The organism is Nguyenibacter sp. L1 (assembly GCF_035199985.1).
Taxonomy (GTDB): Bacteria; Pseudomonadota; Alphaproteobacteria; order Acetobacterales; family Acetobacteraceae; genus Gluconacetobacter; species Gluconacetobacter vanlangensis.
Window position 1 is genome coordinate 2,690,722 of the sequence record NZ_CP127015.1, and the last position, 16,449, is coordinate 2,707,170.

The following is a 16,449-nucleotide window of genomic DNA, read 5'->3' on the forward strand; positions in this document are numbered from 1 at the left end:
GCGGGGAAGTCGTCAGCGCGTCCCGCGCCCTCGCGCACGGACGCCGTCCCCTGGCCCCGCAGAGCGCGCGCGGATGTGATGCCGGCATCGCCGGACCGGCGGTCCCGTCACCCCTCCCGCAACGCGCGGGCGATCCAGTCCAGGTTGGCGCGGCGCAGATGGCCGTAATGATAGAAGGCGACATTTTGGCCGGGCGTCGCCAGGACCGCGCGAACGACGGCGGCGAACGCGGCCTCGGATGGAAAATCGGCCGGGGACGGGCGCAGGACGACGCGCGGCAGCGCCCCCGCCGCCGGCAGGGCATCGCGCACGTCCAGCAATGTGGACACGACCGCGCGCGGGTCCGGCTGGTACAGGCAGAGTTCCAACCCGTCGCTGGCCGCCGACAGCGCCGCCAGGTCGCCGCCTTCCAGCCAGGCGGCGACCGGATTGCGCTGCACCGAGGGAATGACGTGCAGCGAACCGGCCGCGCCGATCTCCGCCCGGATCGCCGTCACCAGGCCGGTGATGACGCCGCAGCGCCATGCCAAGAACGCGCGCAGCACGTCGTTCGACACCATCTCGGCCAGCAGGCGCGCCATCCCGTCATCCCAGCGGCGATCGACGGGGCGGGCGAGATAGCGCGAGGCCTGGTCATGCATCGTGCGGCGCAGGGCGTCGGCGTCGATCCCCTGCTCCGCCGCGCCGGCGCGGCAGGAGGCACAGAAACACAGGCCGGCCACGGCTTCGAACCACGGGTCGCGGTCCAGCAGGGATATTTCGTGGTGATAGCCGTGCTGGTAAGGTTGCCAGCCCGGGGTTTCCAGTACCAGCCCCCGCACCGCCGGCATGCGTGCGACTTCGCCGGCCAGCGCGACGGCATAGGCCCGCACGTCCGGGTGCGCGGGGCACAGGCTGTACGGATAGCGGTCGCCGAAGACATTTTCGCAGGTGACGTGCGGATGGCGCCTTCCCAGTTCCGTATTATGCAGCAGCACCATCCAGCCCAGGATGCCGAGACCTTCCTCCGCCAGCACGCCCAGTTGGGCGTCGTCCAGCAGCCGATCCGCCATGACCGGCCGGATCGTGCCGAAGCGCGACGGATCGACACGGACATGCACCGCCCCGTCCTGCGGGAAATGGACCCGCGACGTCCGGCCCTGGGGGCGCAGGAACTTGCCGGCATGATAGGCCATCGCGACGGTCAGGGTGTCCAGGCCCATATCCCGGATCCGACCGGCAAAGAGCCGCAGGTCCGGCTCATCCTGCAGGTCCCACGGATAGATGTACAGGCATCGGCGCATGCCAGTCAGCTTGCCGGTCAGCTTGTCAGTCATCGGGGGCCTCCCGTCAGCCAGGACGCACCGACCAGGCCGGAATCGGCGGGAAGATAGCCGGGCACGACGATCGGCGACGTCCCCGGACGCAGGACGCGCGACGTGACCGCGGCATCCAGCGCCGCCAGCAGGCGCGGCCGGTTCGCCAGCCCGCCGCCCACCGGCACGATCGTGGCGCCGGTGACGTTGACGATACCGGCCAGCCCCGCCGACATGCGGTCCAGCCACATCGCCATGGTGTGGCGCGGATGATCCATTCCCGCCTCCCAGTCGGACAGGATCGCCTGGCTGTCGCTGCCCCGGCCCGTGAAGAACTGGTACAGGCGTTCGATCCCGCGCGCGCCGCCGATGGTGTCCAGGCAGCCGCGCTGCCCGCATTGGCAGGGCAGGGCCGGCACGGCGCCGGGGTCGGCGCTTTCGGCGATGAACGGGCCATGACCCCATTCGCCGGCCAGGCCGCCGACGCCGACGATCGCGCGCCCGTCGATCACCAGGCCGCCGCCGACCCCGGTGCCGAGAATCACGCCGAAGACGATGCGATGCCCCACGCCCGCGCCCTGCATCGCCTCGGCCAGCGCGAAGCAGTGCGCATCGTTGCCGATCACCACCGGCCGGCCCAGCCGCGCCATCAGCGCGTCGCGCAGCGGGCGGTCGTTGACGCAGGGAATATTGGCCGAACGGGTATGCCCCGTCTGCGGGTCGCAGACGCCCGCGATGGCGACATGCAACGGCAGGCCGCGATCATAGGGGGCCGCAAGCTCGGCCAGGGTAGAGGCGAAATCGGCCATGCTGCCGACCGGCGTCGGCCGGCGCCGCCGGCTGGAGAGCTGGTGGGCGCCGTCCGCGACGGCGAAATCGATATACGAGCCGCCAATATCCGCGCAGAGTATCACGATGTGATCCTTCAAGCCGTTCATGGGCAGGCCCGACAGGCCGCCTGCCCACATCATGGGATCCCGAAAGGACGATACGCGTTCAGATCTTCACGACGATCTTCTTCTTCCACAGCACGAAGCTGGGGATGAAGCACAGCGCGACATACGCGCAGGCATAGAACAGCGACGTCAGTTCGGTCGAGCCCCAATGCGCGAAGACCGTCCGGTACACCCATTCGCCGATCCCCTGGCCCTGCGGCATGATATGAATGTCCCACAGGATTTCCGAACCGAACTCCGAGACGCAATAGGCCACGATCGCATTCGATCCGAAGATGATCGACAGCATCATGAATCCCCGCACGGCGGCGGACAGGCGATAGACCTGCCGGACGTCGATCAGGATAAAGAGCGCGTAGAGCGCCATGATGTCGATGCCGGCGCACAGCAGGACGAAGCTGCTGGACCAGATATTCTTGTTGAACGGAAAGAAGGCGTTCACGACGAAGGACAGCACGAAGAGTCCCGCCCCGCCCAGGGCCCAGCGCCGCACGACCGGCGCGTCCGGATTCCGCGACGCCGCCTTCATCACCAGGCCCGAGACGATTCCGATCAGCACCGTGCAGAGCGCGGGAAAGGTGCTGAGAATGCCTTCCGGGTCGCGATAGATGCGATAGAGATGCCCGAAATGGAACCATTTCCGGCAGAAATCGTTGAAGGCGCGATCCATCCAGGCGACGATATTGTTGCGATCATCCAGATAGGCGACATCGACCCCCGGCATGCCGATGCCCGGAATGGGCACGAACCGCAGCAGCACCCAGTACAGCACCAGAATCGTCGCGACGATACCGCAAAGGACACGGATGTCGCGTACCTTCAGAAACAACGTCCCGCAGATCAGATAGCAGACGGCGAAACGCGTCAGAACGCCCAGAACCCTCAGATTCGCGAAGTCGAAATGCGGGAACAGGGCAAGAAGGATGTCGATCCCGAACAGAATCAGCGACCGCCGGACGATGCCGGCCAGAAGTTCGCCCGACGGCACGCCACGGTCGATCCGGCTGCCCAGCGAGAACGGAATCACGCAGCCCATGATGAACATGAAACTGGGAAAGACCAGGTCGGTCGGCGTCCAGCCGTTCCATTCGGCATGCCGCAAGGGGGCATAGACATGGGCCCAGTCGCCGGGATCGTTGACCAGGATCATGAAGGCGATCGTCAGTCCCCGCAGGATATCCACCGACATGATGCGGGTTTTTTGGATTTCATAAGGCTTTTCGATTAATGGCTGGTCCACCATGTTCTCCTGCTGCTGGATCGGCGACAATTCGGTGCTCAGAAGCCGCTGGAAATCGAGACGAAGGCCGAGAACGGCGCACCGACCAGGTAGATCGGGCTGGACCCCTCGACCACGGTGCCGCGCAGGCCCGTCACGCTCCGGGCGTTGGCCGTCGTGCTGCCGGCCATGGCCAGGTAATGGTTGTCGCCGATATTGACCAGGTTGAGCTGGATCTGCGGATGCCTGGCCGGACCGATCGACCTGAAGCGATAGCCCAGGGTCAGGTCCGACGTCACATAGGACGGAATGCTTTCATCGTTCATGAACGTCGTGTACTGGGAATCGATATAGCGCAAATTGAAGTTTCCAAACATCCGCCCGTCGTCATATTGCAGGCCGATCGCCCCGGTGAATTTCGGACTGCCGACCGATATCTTTCCCTGCGTGGGCAGGATTTCCGTCCCGACATCGAAATTATTGTCCATCGTCGAATGCAGGTACTGGCCCGACAGATAGGGGCTGAAATGGTGCCAGTACCCCAGGCCGAATTCAGCCTGGACGCCGCGCGACGTTTCGCCGCCCGCATTGATCGGCTCCGCCACCACCGACGTCGTCCCCGGAATATAGCCCGAAGACGAGATATTGTGATTGGTGATGTTCAGGTTGAACGCCGAGATCGAGACGTTATAGAACCCGGTATGGCGATAGCCGATTTCCTCGCCGATCGAATATTCCGGCTTCAGCGCGCCGACCGTCGCGATCTGTCCATAATTGGGATCGTAATCGGGGACATAGGCTTCGGTCGAGACCGGTGCGCGAAACGAGGTCGTGCCGTTGATATAGACCTGGTCGTGCGGCGTCAGGCGATAGGTCGCATAGAATTGCGGCAGCGGTTCGAAGTAATTGTGCCCGGTCTTCCATGGCTGCGCGCCGGGCACGTTGTTGGTGCCTTCGCGGTACAGCATCACCGCCTTGAACCCGCCGCTGAGTTCCAGCCTGTCATGCAGCAGCTTCAGCGTGTCGGCCAGATAAAGGGCGTTCTGCTGCTGCCAGAAATTCAGATTGTCGCCGCTCAGGATCTGGCTGTTCGGAAAGCGGATCGGGCTCAGCCCATAGCCCGCGACAGGATTGCCCTGGCCGTTCACCAGGTCCCACTGATAGCGTTCGGTATGGCTGGTATAGGAATACCACCAGCCGAAGGTCAGGGTATTGTCGCCATGCGTCCAGCGGATATTGGAATTGATGGCCCCGTTCTTCTGCTTCCACGGGTCGTCCAGCATCGCCGTCGCCACGCCATCGGTGGCATAGGGCAGGTTCAGCGCCGGATAGGCCGATCCCGGCACCCCATATTGCACGTTGCCGAAATATCCCCCCGCCAGCGGAATGGTCTCGCCCCCATAGGACGGGCCGGATTCCTGGACGTAATAGGGGGTCAGGTTCAGTTCCAGCTCATGCGACAGCACGAATTTCATCGGAACGATGACGTTCAGCAGGTTCGTGTTGTTCTGCGAGAATCGGTAATAACTGACATCGCCCGGCGTATATCGGCCGTCCAGGTTGAAGCTGGTGCCGTACTGCTTCCATTGCTGCAGGGTCGGGTTCAGCATCCCGTTGGCGAACTGGCGGGTGTAGCCGAAGATGAACTTGACGCTGCTGCCCTGGCCCCAGTCCTTCACGAACTTGGAATCGACGTGATAGCGGAACTGGTCGCCCGGCCCGCGCCAGTTGTTCGACGCGGTATAGGAAAACGACGCGAAGCCGCGAATGCCGCTATTGCCGATGTCGCCGGTATTGAAGCGGACGAATTCCTTGTTCGCGCTGTGGGTGCCGCCCATCAGGTCGATATAGCCGCCCATCTTGTGCGCCGGGTCCAGCTCGAAGGTCGAGATCTGGCCGCCCACCGCGTTGATCAGCGGCGCATCGATGTCCGGCGAGCCCTGCGAGACGGTGACGGACCCGATATTTTCATTGTCCACCAGGGTCGAGGTGAAAGGCCCGTAATTGATCGGGTCGGATTCCGGCGCACCCTCGAACAGAAAGCCGATCTGCGTCTGCGTCAGGCCGCGCATGGTCATCGTATCGCCGCCGGTCATGCCCAGCGGATCGACCTTGGCCGACACCACGCCGGGCAGGCTGGCGACCATGTTCGCGATCGTGGTGGTCGGCGTCTGCTTGGCGATATAATCGCGCGTCAGGCCACTTTGCGACCGCGGGGCATGCTCGATCGGCATCAGGCCGCCGCCGGGGGTCGTGTTGGTCACGCCATTGGAACTATAGGTCCCGGCGGTGACCGATACCGTTTCGGCCTCCTGCCCCTGCGGCAGGACCGACATTCCGGTGACCGATGTTCCGGTGACCGCGGTCCCCCCCGCACCAGCGTCGCCGCCCACCGGACGATGGGCGGAGTCGGACCGGGACTGGGACTGGGACTGGACCAGGTCCTGCGCCAGGACCGCGCCCGATCCGAGGACCGAAACCGAGAACATGACCGTCGTCACGCAAAGCGCGGTCTTGAGCGTCAGGGCCATTGCGAAGCATCCCGTACTATGCGGTTGTTCTGGATAATTATGCCGGATCGACCACGTCCTTCCGTGCAATACTGCACAAAGGACGCGCTATGCTGTTTCCACGGGGGAAACCGCGAGTTCGTTACGAATTAAGTACGGGATGATTTAGTTCTGCAATAAAAATAAAGTCGGCCACAAATTTTTTTGCGGCCCGAGCCGACATCGAAACGGACGCCCCGATATCCGGGATTCCGGCCGCTTCCGGCGGAACGGACCAGGCCGGGAACTTCTCCATAAAATCGATATCTTTCGTCATCGAAAGATCCCCGGATGCGGCCCCGGACCGGATCGGACCAGGCAGGACGACGGAAACCCCATTGACCCGATGATGGTTTGCTGATCGAAATAAGTCACGTCGCCGGATCAATCGCATCACCGGTCCGGCGACGTCACGACTGCGATCCGGTTTTCCCGTGGCCCCTCCCGACGCGCGCCGGTTTCCGGCGATGCGCGGGGCTGGCGCGGCATCGATCCGGGGCCATGCCCCCCTGCCTTTCCTCCCAAGGACCATCGCCATGCTCCGATTCCCGTTCCGCACGATGTGCGCGGCCCTGCTGGCCGCCACGGCCTGCTCCCCCCTCGCGCCAGCCCAGGCGGCGCCGGCGCTGCTGCCCCGCCCGGCGGCGGTGGAGGCCGGACAAGGCGCGTTCGCGCTGACGGGGCCGGTCACGATCGTCGCCCCCGCCGGGGACGAGGCCGCGCGGTTCGCGGCCACGTGGCTGTCGCACGCCCTGCATGACGCGACGGGCGGCCGCTTCGCCGTCGGCGCGGCCGGCACGGCGGGCCGGACCATCGTCCTGGAACGCGCGGCGGTGCCGGGTCTGCCGGCCGAGGGCTATGTCCTGACGGTGGCCCCCGCCGGCATCCGCATCACGGCATCCGACGAGGCCGGCCTGTTCTACGGCGCCGTCACCTTAGCACAGATGCCGGGGGCGCAGATGCCTGGGGCACAGATGCCCGGGACGCAGACGCCCGGCGCCGGCGGCGCCATCGCCGCCGTGCGGATCCGCGACTGGCCGCGCCTGTCCTGGCGCGGCGCGATGCTGGATTCCGCCCGGCATTTTCAGACGCCCGACGCCATCCGCGCCCTGCTGGACGCCATGGCGGCGTTGAAGCTGAACACGCTGCACTGGCACCTGACGGACGACCAGGGGTGGCGGCTGGAAATCCGGCGCTATCCCAGGCTGACCGCGGTCGGCGGGTGGCGGCGGTCGCCGGTGTCGGGCCCCCGGGGCGACGGCGCGCCCTATGGCGGATTCTACAGCCAGGCAGAGGTCCGGGCCATCGTCGCCTACGCCGCCGCGCGCCATATCACCATCGTCCCGGAAATCGAGATGCCGGGCCACGCCCGCGCGGCCATCGCCGCCTATCCCGAATTGGGCGTGACCGGCCGCGACCCCGGCGTCGCGACCGATTACGGCGTCCTGCCCTGGCTGTACAATGTCGACGACCACACGATGCAGTTCGTCCGCGATGTCCTCGACGAAGTCATGGAATTGTTCCCCTCGACCTTCATCCACCTGGGCGGGGACGAAGCCATCAAGGACCAGTGGCGGGCGTCGCCTGCCGTGCAGGCCCGCCTGCACGCCCTGGGCCTGCGTGGCGAGGAGCAACTGGAAAGCTGGTTCATCGAGCAGGGCGGCCGCTACCTGGCCGCCCACGGCCGCCGCATGATCGGGTGGGACGAGATCCTGCGCGGCGGCTTGCCGCCTTCGGCCTCGGTCATGTCGTGGCACGGGGTCGACGGCGCGCTGGCCGCCGCGCGCGCCGGCCATGACGCCGTCGTCGCGCCCGAGCACCTGGTCTATCTCGACTTCCTGCAGGGCGGACCGGCCGACCGCCTGTCCGGCGGGCGCTACCAGCCTGAAGCCATCGCCGGAATCACGGGCTTCGACCCCGCGCCGGCCAGCCTGGCGCCCGAGGTGTCACGGCATATCATCGGGGTCGAGGCGCCGATCTGGACCGAATACCTGACCGACGGGCATGCGGTGCAACAGGCCGCCTTCCCCCGGCTGGACGCGGTGGCCGAGGCCGGCTGGACACCCCAGGCCCTGCGCGCGCCCGCCGATTTCACCGCACGGCTGGCCGTCGAGGTGCTGCGCCAGAAGGCCGCCGGCCTGCCGGTGTCCGACGCCCCCTTCGCGGTCGCGCTGACGGCCCGCCCCGCTCCGGCGGCATCGGGCGGCGCCGCCGCGATCGTGACCATGACCACGCAGAGCGGCTATGGCGCCATCCGCTACACCACGGACGGCAGCGTCCCGACCGCGTCCTCGGCGCTCTATACCCATCCGGTCCATGTCGGGCTGCAGGCCCCGGTGACGGCGGCGACCTTCCTGCCGGACCGCCGGATGCTGGCCGCACCCACCACGATCCGGGCCGCGGACGCCATCTGGACGCGGCAGAGCGACGCGCTGACCGCCTGCCCCGGCGGCGAATATTCGGTACGGATCCCGCGCACGCCCGATGCGGCATCCGATACCGCGTCGTCGCGCTTCTTCTCGATCGACCCGAACACCGCCTGCTGGGCGTGGCGGGCCGCGCCGTCCGGCGCCACGCAGGTGGCCGTGACCGTCGTGCCGATGGCGTGGTCCTTCATGCAGCCGGGCGAAAAGGCGGCTATCCGCCGCTACCCGGTGTCCGAGCCCGACGGCGTCGTCATCGTGCGCGGCGCCGGCTGCACCGGGCCCGACCTGGCGCGGCTGCCTCTGCCCCCGATGACGGCAGGCGGCCCCGCGGTCACCGCCCGGGGCAGCCTGCCCGCCGACGGCGGCACGCCGCGCGACCTGTGCGTCATCACCGCGTCGCGCCATCCCGGCGCCCCCTACGCGGCCGTCGCCGACATCACGCTGTCGGGGACGCCGCAGGGGGCGCTGTCGGGGGCCGCGGGCCGATAGCGGGGCAGGGATCCGGGGCGGGTCCGGGGCGGGCCGTCCGGCGATCGCCGTCGCGGCATGTCCCCGCCTACCGGTCCAGGCCGAACAGGAATTTCTGCGCCGCCAGGCTGGCGGCGCCGCTGGCGAAACCATCCTTCTGCGCGTCACGCAGATAGAGCGTCGCCTGCCCGTCCGGCCGGCGCATGACATGGGCCTCGACCGTCTGCTGCACCATCGCCCCGAACACCTCCCCTTTCAGGGCGGTATCGAGCATGATGACCACGTGGCTTGGGTCGAACATCTGGATCAACTGCGCAATGGCAATGCCCAGCGCCGATGCGGCACGATGCAGGATGGCCAGGGCTTCCGGCCGGCCGGTCTGGGCCATCTGCGCCAGTTCGGCGATATCGCAGGGCAGGCCCGCCTGCCGCGCGGCCGCCCGGATCGCCTGCAGGGTCGCCACCGTCTCCAGGCATCCCCGCTTGCCGCACCGGCACGGCATCGCGCCGATGGCGCCGCCGTCCAGCACGACCGGCGCATGCGAAATTTCGCCCGCTCCGCCGTTATGGCCGCGATGCAGCCGCCCATCGACGATATGCGCGCAGCCGATGCCGTCGCCCACCGCGACCATGCTGAAATCGGGACAGTCCCGCATGATGCCGAACAGATGCTCGCCCAGGATCAGGGCATTCGCATCGTTTTCGATATAGGCGGGGATGTCGCACAATGTCGCCAGATGACCGACGATGTCGACATTGCTCCATCCCAGCGCCGTCGAATACAGGCAGGTGGTACGATCGCGCGAGACGAATCCCGGCAGAGCGACGCCGATCCCCGATATCGGTCCAACCGGCCGCCCGGCGCGGGACACCAGGGCCGGCAACGCCTCGACCAGTTCGGCCAGGCAGTGCTCATGGTCGCGGCGCCGGGGCAGTTCCATCCGGGCCAGCGTCGCGCCATGCAGGTCGGTCAGCAGCAGGATGGTGGGATCGGCCTGCAGGGAGATCCCGACGAAACAGGCGGCATCCGCCTCCAGTCCCAGCAGGACCGAGGGCCGCCCCTGCCCGAACACCAGTTCGCGTTCGCCCAGGATTCCCCGGCCGATCAGTTCCTTGGTCAATATGGAAATGCTCGCCTTGCTCAGGCCGGTAACCCCCGCAAGCCCGGTGCGGCTCATGGTGCCGGCCCGGCTGATCGCGGCCAGGATCTGGTACTGCGCCGGTGTGAACATGGATGCCCGCCTGTCCTGTCGTCGGCACTTATTTCGATTCATAAACAATAAAACTGTCAATAGCGTATTTCTCTGACGAAGTGGCTCCGCCATTGGTCGCAGGGGAATGAGCCGGATCCCGGCGGCGTCAATACGCGTTTTTTCCCATTGGAACGGATGTCCAGGATTCCATAGAATTCGGCATCATATTCAAAAAGGAACGGCGGTCATTGACGACGCTGCAGCGCGCCCGCGGACGGTACCGGCTGTCAGCGCGATCTCGTGACGGACGGACCTGCCTGGCTGAACTGGAGCAAGGGGGATGTTGCCGCCTGCTGTTCCCGAAGCGGGCGATTGCGGCGCTCGAGGCCGTCACGGTCAATATTTCCGGTGGCCTTGCGGCCGGGGATCGGATCGAAGGATGGCTGGAATGCGGGCCGGACACGGATTGCCTGGTCACGTCACAGGCCGCCGAGCGGGTCTATCGGGCCCGGGCGGACGATCCCCCCGCGATGGTGGCGTTGAACTGCACCGTCGGGGCGCATGCCCGGTTGGAGTGGCTGCCGCACGGGACGATTTTCTTCGACGGCTGTCGATTGCGGCGGCGCATGACCGTGGAAATGGATGCTTCTTCCAGTTTTCTTTTCCTGGAATATCGGCTCCTGGGCCGGATCGGATCGGGCGAGGCGTTGCACCGGCTGGACGTGCATGATCGTCTTTCGGTCAGAAGGAATGGACGTCCCATCCTGGAAGACAGGATGCGCCTGGAAAGCGGGGACGTCTCGGCGCTTCTGGCGCGCGGCGCGGTAACGGGCGGGCGGGCGGCAATCGCGACCCTGGTCCTGATCGCCGCCGATGCCGAAGCGCGCGTCGCGCAGGTGCGCCACCGTCTTGGTGCCGGCATCGGGGGCGATTTTGCCTGTTCCGCCTGGAACGGCGTGCTGGTGGTGCGCGGCATTGCCCGCCAGGGACGGGAACTGGAGGCCAGGGTGCGGCATCTGCTGCCCGCCTTGCGGGACCACCGGCCGATGCCGGCGACCTGGCGGTCTTGAGCATGCAGACGCAAAGCCGGCGGGGCCTTGCGAAACGGAGGATCGGGCGGGGCATGAAACTGACGCCGCGTGAAAAGGACAAATTGCTGATCGCCATGGCCGCGATCGTGGCCCGCCGACGCCTGGAGCGCGGCGTGCGCGTGAATTATCCCGAAGCCGTGGCGCTGATAACCGATCACGTTGTCGAAGGGGCGCGTGACGGGTGCAGCGTGGCCGAACTGATGGCCAGCGGCGGCCGGGTGCTGACCCGCGAACAGGTCATGCCCGGCGTTGCCGAGATGATCCATGACGTGCAGGTGGAGGCGACTTTTCCCGATGGCACCAAGCTGGTGACGGTTCATGACCCGATACGTTGATCCGCTGCCCGATGGCGCGGTGCCGGGCGAAATATTGCCCGCCGAGGGTGACATCACCCTGAATCAGGGACAGCCGCGCCGGACCCTGGTCGTGACCAATACGGGCGACAGGCCGGTCCAGGTCGGCAGTCATTACCATTTCGCCGAGGTCAATCCAGCCCTGTGCTTCGACCGGCAGCACGCCCGGGGGTGGCGGCTGGACGTGCCGTCCGGGGGGGCGATCCGCTTCGAACCGGGGCAGGAGCGCGCCGTGACGCTGGTGCCTCTGCGGGGTCTGCGGCACGTCGTCGGGTTTCGTGGTGAAATCATGGGGAATCTGGACCGATGACGCGTCTTTCCCGGCACGATTATGCGGCGCAGTTCGGCCCGACGAAAGGCGACCGGGTGCGCCTGGCGGATACCGCCCTGTTGGTGGAGGTGGAGCGCGACTACACCATTTACGGCGAGGAGGTACGCTTCGGCGGCGGCAAGACGATACGCGACGGCATGGGGCAGTCACAGGTCACGCGCGCGCAGGGGGCGGCCGATACCGTCATCACCAATGCGCTGATCATCGACCATTGGGGCATCGTCAAGGCGGACCTGTCGATCCGTGACGGGCGGATCGACAGGATCGGCAAGGCCGGCAATCCGGACATCCAGCCGGGCGTGGACATCGTCATCGGGCCGGGCACCGAGATCATCGCCGGCGAGGGACGCATCCTGACTGCGGGGGGAATCGACAGCCATATTCATTTCATTTGTCCCCAGCAGGTCGAGGAGGCGCTGTCGTCCGGCATCACCACCATGCTGGGCGGCGGGACCGGCCCGGCCACCGGCACGGCGGCGACGACCTGCACGCCCGGCCCCTGGCACCTGGCGCGAATGATCCAGGCCGCGGACGCGTTTCCGGTCAACCTGGCCTTCGCCGGCAAGGGCAATGCCGCGCGGCCCGAGGGGCTGGAGGAGATGGTACGGGCCGGAGCATGCTGCCTGAAACTGCACGAGGACTGGGGATCGACCCCGGCGGCGATCGATTGCTGCCTGAGGGTGGCCGATCGCATGGATGTGCAGGTGATGATCCATACCGACACGCTGAACGAAAGCGGGTTCGTCGAGGACACGATCGCCGCCTTCAAGGGACGCACGATCCATGCCTTCCACACCGAGGGTGCGGGCGGAGGGCATGCGCCCGATATCATCCGCGTGGCGGGCCTGCCGAACGTGCTGCCGTCCTCGACCAACCCGACGCGTCCGTTTACGGTCAACACGCTGGACGAGCATCTGGACATGCTCATGGTCTGCCATCATCTGGACCAGAAGGTGCCCGAGGACATCGCCTTCGCCGAAAGCCGTATCCGGCGCGAGACGATCGCGGCCGAGGATATCTTTCACGACATGGGCGTATTGTCGATGATGTCCTCGGACAGTCAGGCGATGGGACGGGTGGGGGAGGTGCCGCTGCGGACCTGGCAGACGGCGCACAAGATGAAGGCGCAACGCGGTGCGCTGCCCGGGGATGGCGCGGCCGACAATGCGCGCGTGAAACGCTATATCGCCAAATACACGATCAATCCGGCGATCGCGCATGGCTTGTCGCACGAAATCGGCTCGGTCGAGCCGGGCAAGCTGGCCGATCTCGTGCTGTGGGACCCCGCGTTCTTCGGCGTGAAGCCCGACCTGGTCATCAAGGGCGGCGCGATCGTCTATGCGATGATGGGGGATCCCAATGCGTCCATCCCCACGCCGCAGCCGGTTCATGGCCGCATGATGTTCGGCGCCTATGGGGGCGCCCTGGCCCACACCAGCCTGACATTCGTGTCGCAGGCCGCGCTGGATGACGATATCGGTCGCCGGCTGGGCTTGCTGCGCGGATTGTCGGCGGTGTCGAACACGCGCGGCGGGATCGGCAAGCGCAGCATGATCCATAATGACGCGATGCCGCATATCGAGGTCGATTCCGAGACCTATGAAGTCCGGGCCGACGGTGTCCTGCTGACCTGCGAGCCGGCCGACATCCTGCCGATGGCCCAGCGTTATTTCCTGTTCTGAGGTATGCCGATGACGCGGGTGATCGAAATCCTTCCGGCCGGCCACTGGCCGGTCGCCGAGGCGGCGGACGTGTTCGCCGCCGATTATGAAGGGCGCCACCGCCGCCGGATGATGTTGTCCCTGCGGTCGGGTGGAAAGATCCTGCTCGACCTGGACCATGCGCGGCTTCTGCGGACGGACGAGGGCCTGCGGCTGGATGACGGGCGGATCGTCCGGGTCGAGGCCCTGCCGGAAGAGCTGATGGAGGTTACGGCGCATGGGCCGCTGCATCTGCTGCGCCTGGCCTGGCACCTGGGCAACCGGCACCTGCCCGCCGCGATCGACGAGCGGCGCATCCTGGTTCGGCGCGATCACGTCGTCGCGGACATGATCCGGGGCCTGGGGGGCCATGTGCGGATGATCGCGGCGCCGTTCGACCCGGAAAGCGGCGCCTATGCAGGACGTGGCGGGACGCATGACGGCGCCCATCGTCATACCCATGGCTGAGCCCCGCGCGGGGCAGGATTTCCTGCGCCTGCTGTCCTGGGTTTCCCCGGCATTCCCGACCGGTGGCTATGCCTACAGCAGCGGGCTGGAATGGGCGGTGGAGGCCGGGGACGTGCGGGATGTCGCCACGCTTTGCACATGGATCGACGCGTTGCTGGCCCATGGTTCTGCCGGAAACGATCTGATCGTTCTGCGTGCGGCGTGGGACGCCGGCGGCGATGCGGCACAACTGCGCGACATCGCCGCCTTCGCCTGCGCCTGCGCCACGTCGCGCGAGCGGCACGAGGAGGCGATCCTCCAGGGAGAAGCATTCCTGAAGGCGGCGTCGGTCTGGGTGGAGGTGCCCGGCCGGGACGATCCGGCCGGAACGCGCTGGCCGTTGCCGGTCGCGCAGGGGCTGGTATTCCGGCGCGGCGGCATTCCGTGCGATCAGGCGGTCCTGTCTTGCGGCTATGCTGCCGTGGCGGCCCTTGTTTCCGCGGCGGTCCGCCTGGTTCCGCTGGGACAGACGGACGGCCTGCGCACATTGGCACGGCTGGAGCCGGCATTGGCGGCGGCGGCGGCACGGACGCCCAGCCGCACGCTCGATGATGTGGGTGGGGCCTGCTTCGGCGCGGATCTGGCGGCCATGTATCACGAAACCCAGACGACAAGGTTGTTCAGGACATGACGAAAACGCAGCATGGCCCCTTTCGCGTCGGGATCGGCGGTCCGGTGGGGACGGGCAAGACGGCATTGATGGATGCGCTGTGCCGCCGCTTTCGCGACGAGTACAACATCGCGGCGATCACCAATGATATCTATACGCGCGAGGATGCCGAATTCCTGACGCGCGCGGGGTCGTTGCCGCCCGAGCGGATCATGGGGATCGAAACGGGCGGCTGCCCCCACACCGCAATCCGGGAGGATGCCAGCATAAACCTGGCGGGCATCGCCGAATTGACGGACCGCATCGCGGGGCTGGAAATCGTGCTGGTGGAAAGCGGCGGCGACAACTTGGCGGCGACGTTCAGTCCGGAACTGGCCGACCTGACGATCTATGTGATCGATGTTTCGGCCGGCGACAAGATTCCGCGCAAGGGTGGTCCGGGCATCACGCGCAGCGATCTGCTGGTGATCAACAAGATCGACCTGGCGCCGCATGTCGGGGCGGACCTGGGCGTCATGGATCGCGACAGCCGCAGGATGCGTGGCGCCAGGCCCTTCGTTTTTTCGAATATCCGCGCCGGCGAAGGGGTGGAGACGATCGCCCGGTTCATTGTCGATCAGGGGGGCTTGTAGAAGCCCGCCCGGTCTTGACCGGTGACCTGCTCAAGGCGGCGACTCCCCATAGCGCGAGAAAAGCGGCGACGATTCCGGTACCGATCGCCCCGAAATGCTCCCCGGCGCCTGTCGCGAGGTCGCGCATGGATGCGGGCAGCATTCCGTACTGTCCCGCAAGCTGCGCCAGTTCGATCATGGCGACGCCGAGCGCCGTCATGGCTGACAGCCCCGTCACCGCCCGTGCATAATGGGCGCGGCGTGTCGCCGAACCTCGGCTCCAGCTCCAGGCGCGTACCATCAGGATCGTGTCGAGACTGTCCATCAGCGCCATGCCGGCCGTGAACAGAAGCGGCAGCAGCATGATCCGGGACGACGCCAGGTCCATCGCCTTCGATGTGGCAAGGCCCAGAAGGCCGATTTCCGACGCGGTATCGAAGCCGAGGCCGAACAGGAAACCCAACGGAATCATCTGGACATCGCAACGCACCAGATTCACCACCGGGGCCAGGATGCGTGCCATCACGCCCATGGCGGAAGGTGCTGCCGCGTCATCGCCGGGCAGGTGCCGTTGCGCCCGGAATGTCAGGAGATTCCACGCGGCCATGACGCACAGGAACAGGATGGAGACCACGGTGCCGACAAGGCTGCCGGTGCCGTGGACCTGATTGAGCCATGTCTGCGCGGGGCTGAGAAGAAGCGCGAGCGACACCAGGATCACGACGCTGGAATGGCCGAGGGAAAAGAATAATCCGACCAGGACCGGACGCCTGGCCCGCGTCATGAGCCTGCGTGTCACGAGATCGATCGCCGCGATATGGTCGGCATCGAGCGCATGGCGGAGGCCGAACGTCCAGGCCAGGACGGCGGAAGCCAGGAAGCCTGGTTGCGCGCGCGTCGCGTCACCGACCAGAAACCAGAGGACGGAATTGACGATGCCGAGCGCAAGCAGCAGCAAGGCGGATGATCGACCATAGCGCATGGCAGAAAGGCAGCCTTCCTTTTCAGGGCCCGAATCTTACGGAATTGCGACGGGCACGTCGCCCGGAATCACTCCCTGTCGCGACCGTTATCACGTCTTCTTGGTCGTCCGATCACCGGACCGGGATGCGATCCGCAGGATGGGCGCGGCCCTGCGATC

At 66.5% G+C, this 16,449-nt stretch carries 15 protein-coding genes; 8 read left to right on the top strand and 7 right to left on the bottom strand.

Annotation, left to right across the window (positions count from 1 at the left end; genetic code table 11):
* Nucleotides 1-107: 107 nt before the first annotated feature.
* The 5 genes from QN315_RS12120 to QN315_RS12140 all read right to left on the bottom strand — a co-directional run bounded on the left by QN315_RS12120 (nt 108) and on the right by QN315_RS12140 (nt 6,296).
* Nucleotides 108-1,316 carry a hypothetical protein gene (locus QN315_RS12120; RefSeq protein ID WP_323989527.1) on the bottom strand — a complete coding sequence of 403 codons (1,209 nt, stop codon included), beginning with the start codon at nt 1,314-1,316 and terminating at the stop codon, nt 108-110.
* Entirely contained in the window at nt 1,313-2,266 is a 954-nt protein-coding gene (locus QN315_RS12125; RefSeq protein WP_323989528.1) for an ROK family protein, read from the bottom strand. The genes QN315_RS12120 and QN315_RS12125 overlap by 4 nt, the downstream gene beginning before the upstream one ends.
* Before the next feature lie 25 nt (nt 2,267-2,291).
* Nucleotides 2,292-3,440 (bottom strand): DUF5009 domain-containing protein, encoded by a 1,149-nt coding sequence (locus QN315_RS12130; protein ID WP_323989529.1) that lies wholly within the window; start codon nt 3,438-3,440, stop codon nt 2,292-2,294.
* A gap of 89 nt (nt 3,441-3,529) precedes the next feature.
* The gene (locus tag QN315_RS12135) at nt 3,530-6,001 is read right to left on the bottom strand and encodes a TonB-dependent receptor (protein ID WP_323989531.1); all 2,472 of its coding nucleotides are present in this window, start codon (nt 5,999-6,001) and stop codon (nt 3,530-3,532) included.
* Between the two features lie 121 nt (nt 6,002-6,122).
* Nucleotides 6,123-6,296 carry a hypothetical protein gene (locus QN315_RS12140; RefSeq protein ID WP_323989532.1) on the bottom strand — a complete coding sequence of 58 codons (174 nt, stop codon included), beginning with the start codon at nt 6,294-6,296 and terminating at the stop codon, nt 6,123-6,125.
* Between the two features lie 259 nt (nt 6,297-6,555).
* Here QN315_RS12140 and QN315_RS12145 point away from each other — a divergent pair, with 259 nt between their 5' ends.
* Nucleotides 6,556-8,934, top strand: a complete 2,379-nt coding sequence (locus QN315_RS12145) for a family 20 glycosylhydrolase (protein WP_323989533.1) — start codon at nt 6,556-6,558, stop codon at nt 8,932-8,934.
* Between the two features lie 67 nt (nt 8,935-9,001).
* On the opposite strand, the gene QN315_RS12150 is transcribed toward QN315_RS12145, so the two are convergent.
* Nucleotides 9,002-10,144, bottom strand: a complete 1,143-nt coding sequence (locus tag QN315_RS12150; protein WP_176639470.1) for an ROK family transcriptional regulator — start codon at nt 10,142-10,144, stop codon at nt 9,002-9,004.
* 209 nt (nt 10,145-10,353) lie between these two features.
* Between QN315_RS12150 and QN315_RS12155 the strand changes: the two genes are divergently transcribed.
* The 7 genes from QN315_RS12155 to ureG are packed head-to-tail and all read left to right on the top strand — an operon-like array spanning nt 10,354 to nt 15,329.
* The gene (locus QN315_RS12155) at nt 10,354-11,175 is read left to right on the top strand and encodes an urease accessory protein UreD (RefSeq protein ID WP_323989534.1); all 822 of its coding nucleotides are present in this window, start codon (nt 10,354-10,356) and stop codon (nt 11,173-11,175) included.
* 53 nt (nt 11,176-11,228) lie between these two features.
* On the top strand, nt 11,229-11,531 hold the full coding sequence (locus QN315_RS12160) for an urease subunit gamma (RefSeq protein WP_323989535.1): 303 nt from the start codon (nt 11,229-11,231) through the stop codon (nt 11,529-11,531).
* The gene (locus tag QN315_RS12165; RefSeq protein WP_323989536.1) at nt 11,515-11,859 is read left to right on the top strand and encodes an urease subunit beta; all 345 of its coding nucleotides are present in this window, start codon (nt 11,515-11,517) and stop codon (nt 11,857-11,859) included. The genes QN315_RS12160 and QN315_RS12165 overlap by 17 nt, the downstream gene beginning before the upstream one ends.
* Nucleotides 11,856-13,562: an urease subunit alpha gene (locus QN315_RS12170; RefSeq protein ID WP_323989537.1), complete on the top strand. Its 1,707-nt coding sequence runs from the start codon at nt 11,856-11,858 to the stop codon at nt 13,560-13,562. Before QN315_RS12165 ends, QN315_RS12170 begins: the two co-directional genes overlap by 4 nt.
* 9 nt (nt 13,563-13,571) lie before the next feature.
* Nucleotides 13,572-14,048, top strand: coding sequence for an urease accessory protein UreE (locus QN315_RS12175; RefSeq protein WP_323989538.1), 477 nt, complete (start codon nt 13,572-13,574; stop codon nt 14,046-14,048).
* Nucleotides 14,017-14,718 carry an urease accessory UreF family protein gene (locus QN315_RS12180; protein ID WP_323989539.1) on the top strand — a complete coding sequence of 234 codons (702 nt, stop codon included), beginning with the start codon at nt 14,017-14,019 and terminating at the stop codon, nt 14,716-14,718. The genes QN315_RS12175 and QN315_RS12180 overlap by 32 nt, the downstream gene beginning before the upstream one ends.
* Nucleotides 14,715-15,329 carry an urease accessory protein UreG gene (ureG, locus tag QN315_RS12185; RefSeq protein ID WP_323989540.1) on the top strand — a complete coding sequence of 205 codons (615 nt, stop codon included), beginning with the start codon at nt 14,715-14,717 and terminating at the stop codon, nt 15,327-15,329. The genes QN315_RS12180 and ureG overlap by 4 nt, the downstream gene beginning before the upstream one ends.
* Here ureG and QN315_RS12190 read toward each other — a convergent pair.
* A complete protein-coding gene (locus tag QN315_RS12190) occupies nt 15,304-16,290 on the bottom strand; it encodes a hypothetical protein (protein ID WP_323989542.1) in 987 nt (328 codons plus the stop codon). The two genes, ureG and QN315_RS12190, sit on opposite strands and share 26 nt — an antisense overlap.
* Nucleotides 16,291-16,449 lie beyond the last annotated feature (159 nt).

Excerpts from the sequence above, each read along its gene's own strand:
- QN315_RS12170 (WP_323989537.1), top strand. The coding sequence starts at position 11,856 with ATGACGCGTCTTTCCCGGCACGATTATGCGGCGCAGTTCGGCCCGACG.
- QN315_RS12120 (WP_323989527.1), bottom strand. The coding sequence starts at position 1,316 with ATGACTGACAAGCTGACCGGCAAGCTGACTGGCATGCGCCGATGCCTG.
- QN315_RS12125 (WP_323989528.1), bottom strand. The coding sequence starts at position 2,266 with ATGATGTGGGCAGGCGGCCTGTCGGGCCTGCCCATGAACGGCTTGAAG.
- QN315_RS12150 (WP_176639470.1), bottom strand. The coding sequence starts at position 10,144 with ATGTTCACACCGGCGCAGTACCAGATCCTGGCCGCGATCAGCCGGGCC.
- QN315_RS12140 (WP_323989532.1), bottom strand. The coding sequence starts at position 6,296 with ATGACGAAAGATATCGATTTTATGGAGAAGTTCCCGGCCTGGTCCGTT.
- QN315_RS12165 (WP_323989536.1), top strand. The coding sequence starts at position 11,515 with ATGACCCGATACGTTGATCCGCTGCCCGATGGCGCGGTGCCGGGCGAA.
- QN315_RS12175 (WP_323989538.1), top strand. The coding sequence starts at position 13,572 with ATGACGCGGGTGATCGAAATCCTTCCGGCCGGCCACTGGCCGGTCGCC.
- QN315_RS12160 (WP_323989535.1), top strand. The coding sequence starts at position 11,229 with ATGAAACTGACGCCGCGTGAAAAGGACAAATTGCTGATCGCCATGGCC.
- QN315_RS12180 (WP_323989539.1), top strand. The coding sequence starts at position 14,017 with ATGACGGCGCCCATCGTCATACCCATGGCTGAGCCCCGCGCGGGGCAG.
- QN315_RS12135 (WP_323989531.1), bottom strand. The coding sequence starts at position 6,001 with ATGGCCCTGACGCTCAAGACCGCGCTTTGCGTGACGACGGTCATGTTC.
- ureG (WP_323989540.1), top strand. The coding sequence starts at position 14,715 with ATGACGAAAACGCAGCATGGCCCCTTTCGCGTCGGGATCGGCGGTCCG.
- QN315_RS12190 (WP_323989542.1), bottom strand. The coding sequence starts at position 16,290 with ATGCGCTATGGTCGATCATCCGCCTTGCTGCTGCTTGCGCTCGGCATC.
- QN315_RS12145 (WP_323989533.1), top strand. The coding sequence starts at position 6,556 with ATGCTCCGATTCCCGTTCCGCACGATGTGCGCGGCCCTGCTGGCCGCC.
- QN315_RS12130 (WP_323989529.1), bottom strand. The coding sequence starts at position 3,440 with ATGTCGGTGGATATCCTGCGGGGACTGACGATCGCCTTCATGATCCTG.